The 11,095-nt window shown below is 41.3% G+C and carries 8 protein-coding genes and 2 pseudogenes; 6 read left to right on the forward strand and 4 right to left on the reverse strand.

Annotation, left to right across the window (positions count from 1 at the left end):
* Positions 1-336, reverse strand: a pseudogene (locus ACEYW6_RS34805) (hypothetical protein); the annotation flags it as partial.
* A 986-nt stretch (positions 337-1,322) separates the two neighbouring features.
* Here ACEYW6_RS34805 and ACEYW6_RS34810 point away from each other — a divergent pair.
* The 3 genes from ACEYW6_RS34810 to ACEYW6_RS34820 all read left to right on the forward strand — a co-directional run bounded on the left by ACEYW6_RS34810 (position 1,323) and on the right by ACEYW6_RS34820 (position 7,679).
* A complete protein-coding gene (locus ACEYW6_RS34810) occupies positions 1,323-2,678 on the forward strand; it encodes a calcium-binding protein (RefSeq protein ID WP_412983383.1) in 1,356 nt (451 codons plus the stop codon).
* Complete coding sequence (locus ACEYW6_RS34815; RefSeq protein WP_412983384.1) at positions 2,656-3,951, forward strand: IS1634 family transposase; 1,296 nt, start codon at positions 2,656-2,658, stop codon at positions 3,949-3,951. The genes ACEYW6_RS34810 and ACEYW6_RS34815 overlap by 23 nt, the downstream gene beginning before the upstream one ends.
* A gap of 764 nt (positions 3,952-4,715) precedes the next feature.
* Positions 4,716-7,679 (forward strand): hypothetical protein, encoded by a 2,964-nt coding sequence (locus ACEYW6_RS34820; protein ID WP_412983385.1) that lies wholly within the window; start codon positions 4,716-4,718, stop codon positions 7,677-7,679.
* A gap of 231 nt (positions 7,680-7,910) precedes the next feature.
* On the opposite strand, the pseudogene ACEYW6_RS34825 reads toward ACEYW6_RS34820, so the two are convergent.
* The 3 genes and pseudogenes from ACEYW6_RS34825 to rpaB all read right to left on the reverse strand — a co-directional run.
* Positions 7,911-8,486, reverse strand: a pseudogene (locus ACEYW6_RS34825) (transposase); the annotation flags it as partial.
* 77 nt (positions 8,487-8,563) lie between these two features.
* The gene (locus ACEYW6_RS34830; protein ID WP_412983386.1) at positions 8,564-8,758 is read right to left on the reverse strand and encodes an SDR family NAD(P)-dependent oxidoreductase; all 195 of its coding nucleotides are present in this window, start codon (positions 8,756-8,758) and stop codon (positions 8,564-8,566) included.
* Between the two features lie 9 nt (positions 8,759-8,767).
* Entirely contained in the window at positions 8,768-9,541 is a 774-nt protein-coding gene (gene rpaB / locus ACEYW6_RS34835; protein ID WP_412983387.1) for a response regulator transcription factor RpaB, read from the reverse strand.
* Between the two features lie 276 nt (positions 9,542-9,817).
* On the opposite strand from rpaB, the gene ACEYW6_RS34840 reads away from it, so the two are divergent.
* The 3 genes from ACEYW6_RS34840 to ACEYW6_RS34850 all read left to right on the forward strand — a co-directional run bounded on the left by ACEYW6_RS34840 (position 9,818) and on the right by ACEYW6_RS34850 (position 10,957).
* Positions 9,818-10,111, forward strand: coding sequence for a hypothetical protein (locus tag ACEYW6_RS34840; protein WP_412983388.1), 294 nt, complete (start codon positions 9,818-9,820; stop codon positions 10,109-10,111).
* A 54-nt stretch (positions 10,112-10,165) separates the two neighbouring features.
* On the forward strand, positions 10,166-10,300 hold the full coding sequence (locus tag ACEYW6_RS34845; RefSeq protein WP_412983389.1) for a hypothetical protein: 135 nt from the start codon (positions 10,166-10,168) through the stop codon (positions 10,298-10,300).
* Positions 10,301-10,570: 270 nt separating this feature from the next.
* Positions 10,571-10,957: a four helix bundle protein gene (locus tag ACEYW6_RS34850; protein ID WP_412983390.1), complete on the forward strand. Its 387-nt coding sequence runs from the start codon at positions 10,571-10,573 to the stop codon at positions 10,955-10,957.
* Positions 10,958-11,095: the final 138 nt, after the last annotated feature.

Consider the following 11,095-nt stretch of genomic DNA (forward strand, 5'->3'; position numbering starts at 1 on the left):
AGTCTCCAAGCTGGATTTATCCCCTTTTCCTGCACCCTCTTGACAAAAGTGCAATCCCTCTAACCTCTCACCGATGGCCGGAACGTGAGATTGCACAAAGATCGTGGAGTGATTTAAATCAAGACCACAAGCTAGATACAGAGCAGTCAGAGTATAAGTATCATCTGCCAACTGTTTTGGGTTATGTGGCACTGTAATCGCGTGTAAATCAGCTACAAACAGGTAATTTTCGTATTCGCTCTGACCTTCTACCCAGTTACGAATGGCTCCCAAGTAGTTGCCAAGATGGTAATTGCCGGTTGGTTGAACTCCAGAAAGAACACGTTGCTTGCCCATAAATTCCAACTTAGTTATCTTAAATCCGCGCTATATAAAAGTGGCGATGTCTAGCAAGAAGTCGCAACTTTTAGAGACGCTATGCGTAACTTGCTTCTCACGCCTACGCAAAACTCATTTAATTTTGACATTTTCCAGGTCAACTCGCCGTTATCAAAATTTAAGTTTTTGTCAGATTAAGTAGCACTAATCTGTAAATTGTGAGTTAACTTTTCCACCCTAGTGAGTCTACTGATGAAAGTTTTACTACTCTGCTCTCATAATGAAATGGCACAAAATACACTAGGTATAAGGTATAGACTACAGAAAAAATAGAAGTAAGCACAAACATCAATAAATCTTTGAGTATCCAAATATCTTTTAAATTTTCAAGTATCTTTAAATTTTATTCTATATATAGTAAGTCTAGATAAATAAACTATTGATTCCTAGATAATATTGCTTAGAAACGAGAAGAATGTAAAGAATATACAAAGCTCAGTATGTATATATACATTTTTCGGCAAATAATATGAAGAATATGCAAAGATGCATTTTTCAGCATGGATACCTAAGTAATATATTTACTAAGCAGTTATTTTGAGGCTATTTTTTCAAGCTAGATATTCACACAAACAAAATAGTTCACAAGGAGGGCATAAAAACTTTTTTGCTGATCAGAAGTCAAGTGTTGACTATTTTCTTTTCTAGTAAGACTTAAGCACTGGCAAAAAACAAATATGAAGGGTGGTTGTATGCATTCAATTGTGATGAATACACACCCTGATAATTCTGTACAGTGCTTAAGGCTTAGATAGTAAGAGAATAGTTAAATAAGTCATAGTTAAAGCCATCTAATCGCGTAAGTTTTCGATAAATTTACTGTTCATCAGGGTTGAAGTCTGAAATATGCAGATTTCGGTAAATTATTGTGCTTGAAAACAAGGGAAACTGCAAATTCACAACTGAAAGTTACTGAAAAAATCAATTTAAGTAGGTAGAAAATTATGGCGAATATCATTGGAAGCAACGGTAACGATACTCTAGTAGGCAGTTACAAGGCAGACACGATTAAGGGTCTTGCAGGTAACGATACCATCACAGGTAATGAAGGTGATGACAGCCTAACTGGTGGTGGTGGCAAAGATCAATTTGTTTACAATTACAATGCTGGAATTGATACGATCACTGATTTCGGTGGCGTAGGTAAAGGCGTAAATCCCTTGGCAGGAATCATTGCTGAAGTGGACACCATAAAATTTCAAGGCGATGGTTTTACTGCTCAAAATCTTCTGCTTACCCAGAATAGTAACAATTTGGAAATTACCTTTGAAGGGATAGATGGTGCCAAAGTCATTCTGCAAAACTTTGCCTTGGAAAACCTGGAAAACCTCAGCAAATCTACTGGTGCTACTGTCAACTTGGGCAATATCCTATTTTATGAGCAAACTAGTACAACAGATAGCTTTGATGTCTTCAATGCCAACTCCACCCAAAGTACTATTTTCAACTTGAACACAGTCACCTTCCTTAACGACCTGAACAATAATGTTAACGGCTTTAATAATTCAGATGATGTCATCAATGGTCAGGGTGGCGATGACCAAATCGATGGTAAAAGTGGCAATGATCTTTTAAGGGGTGGTGCTGGTAACGACATGCTCAGAGGTGATGCAGGAAATGATACTCTCATTGGTGGTGCGGGGAATAACACCCTCGATAGTGGCTCTGGCGACGATCACTTGAGTGCTGATTCTTCAACAGGCAATAATCTGCTTGATGGTGGGGATGGCAATGATGTGCTTTCCTCTGCTGGCAATTACAGTTCTGAAACGGTGTCGTCTGGTAATAACACCCTCAACGGGGGCAGTGGTGATGATCGCTTGTATGTTAACGTTTCAACAGGCAATAATCTGCTTGATGGTGGGGATGGCAATGATGTGCTTTCCTCTGCTGGCTACCCCAGAATGAGCATTACTCCTTCTTCAGGCAATAACATCTTCATCGGTGGACTTGGTAACGATAGCTTGAACGCTGAGTATTCAACAGGTAATAACCTACTCTCTGGGGGTGATGACGATGATATTCTCATCGCCTCTGGCTCTAATGACAATTACAATGGAGTAGCTTTATCTTCAGGTAATAACACCCTCAACGGTGGTACTGGTGACGATACCTTGAATGCAAACTATTCATCAGGCGATAACCTACTCTCTGGGGAGGATGGCAATGATTTTCTCTTTGCCTCTGGCTCTGACGGCGAGTACAGCTCCTATGTTTATGGCTATAGCTCCACAGGAGATAATACCCTCAACGGTGGTACTGGTGAAGATTCCTTAAGTGTTAACTATTCAGCAGGTTGAGCAAGCATTATCCCCACCATTGCTTCACAAAGGACATAGCAAAGATCGTAGACCGGACTTATTGCAGTATCGTCAAATGCTCTCGACCCTCGACCCAGTGGGAATACCACTAGTTAGCGCTACCCTGACTGGTAATGGTGCTGACGATCCAATCTATTTTCCCACATGGCAACGCTTGGTAGAAGTGATTGGGCATACAGACTTTCTCTACATTGCCGATTGTAAAGCATCCTCTTGGGCAAACCGGGCGCAAATTGACCGTAATAGCGGCATCTACTGCTTTCCCCTAGCAATGACTGGCAACCGCCCAGACATATTAAAGGATTGGGTACTTAACCCGCCCACGCCCATACAAAATATTTTCTTACCCACTCAAGTGCTAGTCGAGATACCAGCCTGCGACGGGTTTGAAGTGCCTCTAGGTAGTATTTGGCTTGATCCAAACACCAAAGAATGGCATCATTGGTCTGAAAGATGGTTAGTCATTCGCTCTGCGGCTTTAGCACGCCGACAAATCCAGGGATTGGAGCAACGCTTGGATACCGCAGAAATCGCTTTGACCAAACTTGCTCTCAAAACTGGAAACGATACCAAAGCTCTGCAAATTAAAGTTAATACTCTTCTCAAACGCCATCGGGTGAGTGACTACTTTGCCGTTAGGGTGATGCAGAAAATCACCTACAAAAAAGTCTACAACTCTTCTGGACGACCAGGCGCTAATGCCTCTTACCGTCGAATCAGGCAGACTACCTTACTATTAGATTACAAGCTTTTGCAGCCAGAAATTACTCTGGCTAAGACTTTAGCAGGGTGGCGATTGTTTGTTACTAATTCCCCAACACCACGCCTGACTCTAGAACAGGCAGTCCTTTATTACCGTGAACAATGGCAACCAGAAATGGGATTCCACCGTTTCAAACGGGGTCAATTGCCAGCATTACCAATTTACTTTCAAGATGAAACACGAATCAAGGGGCTAATGTTTTTACTGACTATAGCCCTGCGAGTTTTTACTCTAATGGAGTTTGTGGTTCGTCGTCAATTGTTACATCATAATGAATCTTTGGCTGGTCTGTATGATGGTAATCCCAAGCGCCACACAACCAAACCAACAGCAGAAAAGTTGTTGAATGCTTTCAATGGTATAACAATGTATTTTCATCGAGACGGCAGCTACGAAATGACTCAACTTGGTGAACTTCAACAACAAATTTTAACCCTGATGGGAATACCGCAGTCGCTTTACACCTTCCCTTACCTTGTACCTGGATAAGTGCTTACCAGAATCCTATCTAATTAAGCTCCATAAGCTTTACAGTGCATTAATTCCTCTTCTAGCTTTTTAAATCAGCGAACCGACCGTAATACTGCTTAATTCTTAACCGTTTTGGAACTAACACCTGGGACTTGATATAGCTTTAATCTTCTCATTTAGTTAGGTAAAGTAAAGTCAATATAAATACGTTGTTTCTGAATGTGAAGAGTCAGCAAAGATGGCTACCTAAGTATAAAAGTTAGTATATAGTTATAACTGTGTTTATACGTTTCCTATTTTAAAGCTAGAGAGCTATAGGCAATAGCCTACAGTGAAGTTACAGAAAGTCCTATTCCCTATCAACTGTTTGATACTTTCAATGCAGTTGAGTTTAGCAATTGATAAAAGCCTAACTGAAAGTACAATTTCAGGTGTTTAATCTTGTTTTCCTATACTTTTTCAATGAGGAATGCAATGGATAACATATGCATTCATCAAAGATATTTGAAAAAGTGTCAAACTCAGTATTTGATTTCTTTGTATGAGCTAAAGCTGAGAGAGTCCGAAATTGCTCACTCGATAAGTACGGCTTATAAGCTAATCAATAAGGCTAAACTTCGGGAATAATATTCACCTTTAAGGGTAGATGGAACTAGGCCAAAAAAAGTTTTAATTTTGGCGTAAGCGTAGTCCGTCGTAGACATCGCTTTGTGTTCTCAAACCTTACTGATTGCAATTAAAAACTTAAATTACAGCAGAAACACTCTAGGTAGGAAAAAGTTATGGCAAGGATTCTTGGAACCAACGATAATGATACTTTAATAGGCAGCAACAGAGTAGATCAGATTAATGGTAAAGCAGGTAGCGATCGCATTGAAGGTAAGAATGGTAACGACGTACTGCGCGGTGATGCTGGGGACGATACCCTAATAGGTGGTACTGGGAATGACGTACTCATTGATAGTTATGGTAACAACGTACTGGAAGGTGATGCAGGAAATGATACCCTGACTATTAGTGACTCTACTGGCAACAATAAGCTTTCAGGCGGAACAGGGAATGATTCTTTTTACGCCGATAAAGTCAAAGGTACAAATAACTTCAATGGCGATGCAGGGAATGATTCCTTTTATTTATCTGCCTCGAAGACTGTGCCTTCTTCCTTAATCACTCAAACTGTAGATGGAGGAAAGGATTACGATTACTTGTCTGTAGATTTCAGCCAGTCCTCTGAAGGAATAACTTCAACTTTCGATAGTTTTACCAACGAAGGCTTGATTACATCTGGTAACAATCAAGTTAGCTACAAAAATATTGAACGATTAAGGATTGTAGGCACAGCCTATGACGACCAGATTTTCGGCAGTAATGGCAACGATACGATTCTTAGCGGTAAAGGCGATGATTACATCAGTCTTGATTACTCAACTGCACCCTATTCCTTAATCACTAAAAAGATAGACGGAGGGATTGGCAATGACCGCTTATCTTTATATTTGACCAACGCTACAGGTAGAATCATTTCGACTTTCAATACTGCCACTAACGAAGGCTGGATTAGAGTTGGTACGAACCTGATTAACTATAAGAATATTGAAGGATTAGATATTAGGGGCACTATCTACAATGACTATATTGTAGGAACCAATGGTAATGATGACCTCTTCGGAGGCAGCAGTGGTAACGATACAAGTTACGGTGACGATCAAATTTTTGGTGGTGCTGGTAACGACTACTTGAGTGTTGATTATTCAACCAGCAATAACACACTCATTGGTGGCACTGGTAACGATAGCTTAATCGCTAACTCTTCCAAGGGTAATAACTTACTCTCTGGGGGTAATGGCAATGATAACTTATCTGTCTCTAATTCATCTGGCAATAACACACTCATTGGTGGTGCTGGTGACGATAGCTTAAGCGCGGACTCTTCCACGGGTAATAACTTACTCTCTGGGGGTGATGGCAATGATAGCTTATCTGTCGGTAGAGATTTTTTTAACAATACGTTTGCTAATTCTGGAAATAACACGCTCATTGGTGGCGCTGGTGATGATAATTTGAGTGTTGACAATTCATCCGGCAATAATCTGCTTGACGGTGGCGATGGCAATGACACTCTCTTTGTCTCTAGCTACTACGACTATTTAGGAAGGAATGCATCTGGATTTGGCAATAACACCATCAAAGGCGGGAATGGCAATGATTCCGTCTATATCATCTTAGAAAATCCTCCTCCATCTTTAAAGGTTCAAACAGTAGATGGGGGGGCTGGCGAAGATGTATTGAAATTCTATTATGCTTATCCTACCGAGGGAATTACTTCAACTTTCGATGCCACTACTAACCAAGGCTCAATTACTGCTGGTAATAATCTGATTAACTACAAAAATATTGAACAATTACAGATATCAGGTACAAACTACAATGATCGGATTATCGGCAGCAGTGGCAACGATTCCTTGGATGGGGGCATTAATGGCAATGACTTGATAGATGGTGGCGCAGGAGAGGATTTATTATCTTTTTATGGCTACCAAGCTACCGCCGGAATTACCTCAACTTTCAATGCTACTACTAACCAAGGCACAATTAAAGCTGGCTCACATCAAATTAGCTACAAAAATATTGAACGATTAGAGATTGTAGGCACACGCTACGATGATCAAATTGTCGGGAGCAATGGTAACGATTCGTTGGATAGCGGTGATAATGGAAATGATACAATAGATGGTGGTGCAGGGGAAGATTTATTATCTTTTATTAACTACCAGCGTAGTGAAAGAATCACTTCCACTTTCGATGTAACTACTAACCAAGGCACGATTAAAACTGGCTCAAATCAAGTTAGCTACAAAAATATTGAACGATTAAATATTTTAGGTACAGCCTACGATGATTATATTGTCGGGAGCAATGGCAACGATGTTCTCTCTGGTGGCGGTAATGGTAATGATCAAATATATGGCGGTGCAGGTGACGATAGCTTAAGCGCTGACTATTCAAATGGCAATAATCTGCTGGATGGTGGGAATGGTAATGATAATATCTTTGCCTCTGGATCTTTTTTTGAGTATCGTGGCGAGCTTTACATCGATACTACCTTTGGGAATAACACGCTCATTGGTGGTGCAGGCGACGATAGATTGATTGCTGACTATTCATCAGGCAATAACTTACTAGAAGGTGGCGATGCCAATGATTATCTCTCTGCTTCTGGTAATGATTTCTATACTGAATACGGCGTTTATTCGACCACTGGAAATAACACGCTCATTGGTGGTGCTGGTGACGATAGATTGATTGTTGACAATTCATCAGGCAATAACTTGCTCATTGGTGGCGATGGCAACGATCATCTTTCTGCTGCTGGTGCTGTTGGTAATAATAGCTTTAACGGTGGTCTTGGCGATGATATCCTGACTGGAGGTAAAGGTGCAGATACCTTTGTTTTCGAGAGTTACAATCAAGGGCTAGATCGTCTTGAGAACTTCAGCACAACTAATGATCGTATTCAGATATCCTCTGCTGGTTTTGGTGGCGGGTTAGTAACAGGTACACTTGAGACAAGTCAGTTTACCATCGGAACATCTGCAACCACTAACACTCAGCGATTTATCTACAACAGCGCTACAGGTGGATTGTTCTTTGACCTTGATGGCAGTGCGTCTGGGTTTACTGAGGTACAATTTGCACAACTATCTACTGGATTGTCACTAACCAACAACAATTTTGTGGTTGGTTAATCGGAGCTTGAGTTTGGACTAATTGGCATTTAGCAGCAATGAATAGAAAGCAAGAAAAAGTTACCCAACTTCTTTTAGAGGCTGAGTTAAGTTGAATCGTTGAAAAAGAAGCAGAAACTAAGCAGCAGTTAGATCAGCGTTCTTAAGTGATTCTTCGGTTTTAGGTTTTTTAGATGGGTGTTTTTTGACAGTGGGATAACGGGGACGTTGAGGTGGTTGATGCCCTTGGGCAAGGTCTGCGTCAATCTCCTCCGTGGCTTGCACAAAGAAAGGCGTTGCCGTAACCTCGGTCATAAGCAGCAAGCGGTCTTTTTTCTAACTCACGAGTGATTTGTTTGAGTTGGAATGCTGCTTTAGTTGTTGGTGTTTCAAAGCTGGTGATCCGTTCATGTTTCAACGGTAATGCCCAACTTCCATCCGCCTCTGGTATCCACGAAGACAGTACTGTAACGAAAGTCCGATGCCTATGCTCCCCCCTCTATCCCCATGAAAAGTTCTTTCTTTTAGTGTCTTCGCTTCTGGTCTTGCCCAAAAGCTATGATCTCCTGCTAGAAATGGCTGTTCATCCGTCGCTACCTCCTGTACCAGTAGCTTCATCAGCAACATTTTCGGTGGACGACTATCATGTAGTGCCGCATAAATGCTCGACCATTGCCGTCGAAATACTGGGCTTTGTGACAAGCTTACAAATGATGGGATACTCGGACTTGTCAATACTGCATCCATCAATTCAAATACTGCATCTTTGGCCTTCCCCAAACAATCATAGACAGCTTGGCGGAATTTTTCTAGTTGTGTCAGGCTCATCGCGTCAATGATTTATCGATTACTTTCATTGACTTTACGGCAGTCAGTGTTACTGCTGACTGCTTTTCTCTAGCCTTTTAGTCCAAAGTCCAGTCATTTGCCACATCTACAGATGTGAAATCATTGGTAGCACTAAATTTTTGGCGTATTTTATCAATAGCATCTGATGAACGGGCGCAACCAATAACAGTATGTCCCTGTTGAATAAAACCCTCGGTCATCGCATAACCTAGACCTTTACTTATGCTTGTAATTAAGATGAGCTTACTCATATTTGTCTGTTATTCCTGTTCTGAATCAATAATTCGTGGGAAAAAATAACCGCTACCTCTTGCTGTGATAATGAATTCTGGGTCGTTGGGGTCGGATTCTACCTTTGTCCGCAATCGTGAAATATGCACATCTACCACACGGGTGTCTGTATTCATCTCTGGTACAAAGCCCCACAATTGCTGTAATATTTCGACCCTTGAAAAAATCTTTCCCGAATGATTAACTAACAACTCTAATAAGCTAAACTCCACACCTGTCAACCGAATGCGTTGCTCATTTTTGTGGACTTGCCGCTTATTGATATCGATTTTGAGATTGTCCAGATGGATTATCCCAGAGTTAGGAATACTATTAATGCTGGTTTTGTGGGAGCGTCGTTTTAGTACGCAGGCAATTCGAGCTTCCAGTTCCTTGGGTGAGAAAGGTTTCGTCATGTAGTCATCAGCACCTAACTCTAGCCCAGTGATTCGGTCTGCTACATCTCCTAAAGCTGTGAGCATGATAATTGGCACATCTGATTGTTTTCGTAATTCTTGACAGACACCGTAGCCATCTAGCTTTGGCATCATCACATCCAGAACTATTAAATCAGGGGTCAACAGGTGAAAAGCTGACAAAGCTTCTTCACCATCACTAGCTGTCACTACGCTGTAGCCAATCATTTCTAACCGCGTCTGTAAAATTCGGCGGATGCTGGCTTCGTCATCTACTACTAAGATTGTGCCTTTATCACTTGATAAGTTTCTCAACGCTGTTCCTCCACAGCGAGAACTCTCAACCATCTATTATCTGCTTATTAGGACTCAAAAACGCAAAACAATCTTGACCTACAGTCATGATGAAGAAGCGATCGCTTAATACTTGCATCTGTATAACAGATTATGCTGGGGCATCTGTATGAAAAAGAAATTTGTACTCAATTGGTAAATTCTTCAGCAAGGAACTCGTATTTTCCATAGATTTGGTGTACCTTGTTAATTCCGTGCAATTATTAATACCCATCTTCTCCCAACTTTACTCATCCAAATTTTAAGCCAATGCCTTCGAGGGAACAGCCGATGAATACTTCTAATGAGATACAGACAAAGAAAATCATCAAAAAATCCGACAAGCTTACTCTAAAACAGATGAAATTAATCGAAGAAGCAGAAGACCAACTTCTTCAAGCTAATACTGTCAATTCTCCAGCCCCTGTGGTTGAGGTTGAGGAGAAACCAGTAGCGATTTCAGAGCCTAGAGTTCCTGACTATGTTCCATTCCTTGACAATCCTCCAGTACAATCGGTGGGCAATTCCGGCTGGCAAGTGTCTGATGTCTGGCGGGATATTCGAGTAGATGATTTTTGTAATTAAAGCAGATAATTTGTATTCCCAGACGGTTCTGCATCAAGGCGGTTGCAGTTATGCATGATCCGAATCTTAGAAATTGAGGAACAGGAACCGCTTCAGGGAGAAAAGTTTTCCCGAATGCAATATTGGCAGCAATGCCTCTGTCTCTTCGCTGAACCAATATTATGGCAACCGCCTGAGCAACTTTTGTAAACTATCTTTGCACTCAGTCAAAGTTATGGTTGCATTGTGCCTATAATAAGTTACGGCTAACTATAACTGGAAGTTAGCATTTAAAACCTGTGTATTGCTTGACTTACGCATTATAGGCGATACCAGGGATAACCAAAATTCATCGGCAGCGCAATAGTTTATATTCCGTTGCCAACATGCACCCTCCGCGATCGCATGTTGGAAAAGGAGTGAGCAGGGGGGCAGAGGAGCAGAGGGGCAGAGGAGCAGAGGGGCAGAGGGGCAGAGGAGATGGAGAAAGAACCGATTAAAAGTCATAAAGACTTGAAAGTTTATCAAATGGCTTTTGATGCCGCCATGAAAATCTTTGAACTCTCCAAAAAATTTCCTGTCGAAGAGCGTTATTCATTAACTGATCAGATTCGTCGCTCGTCACGCTCTGTTTGTGCAAATTTGGCTGAAGCTTGGAGAAAGCGGCGATATGAAGGAGCCTTTGTCGCGAAACTGAATGACTGTGAAGCTGAAGCTGCTGAAACTCAGACTTGGATTGAGTTTGCTGTTAAGTGTAACTATCTAGATATCGAATTAGGTAGAGAACTATATGGAATCTACAACCAAATCTTAGGTGGCCTGGTGAATATGATTGCCAACCCAACACCTTGGTTAATGAAACGTTAGCATTCTTTCTTTCCCGATCTCCTCTGCCCCTCTGCTCCTCTGCTCCTCTGCCCCTCTGCGGTTGTGACTGTAACCATAAGTTTGCCATTTTTGAAACCATAACTTTGCCGCAGTAAGAGTTGAAAAGTAGATTATTAC

Origin of the sequence: Nostoc sp. UIC 10607 (assembly GCF_047228265.1) — a bacterium.
Classification (GTDB): domain Bacteria; phylum Cyanobacteriota; class Cyanobacteriia; order Cyanobacteriales; family Nostocaceae; genus Nostoc; species Nostoc foliaceum_A.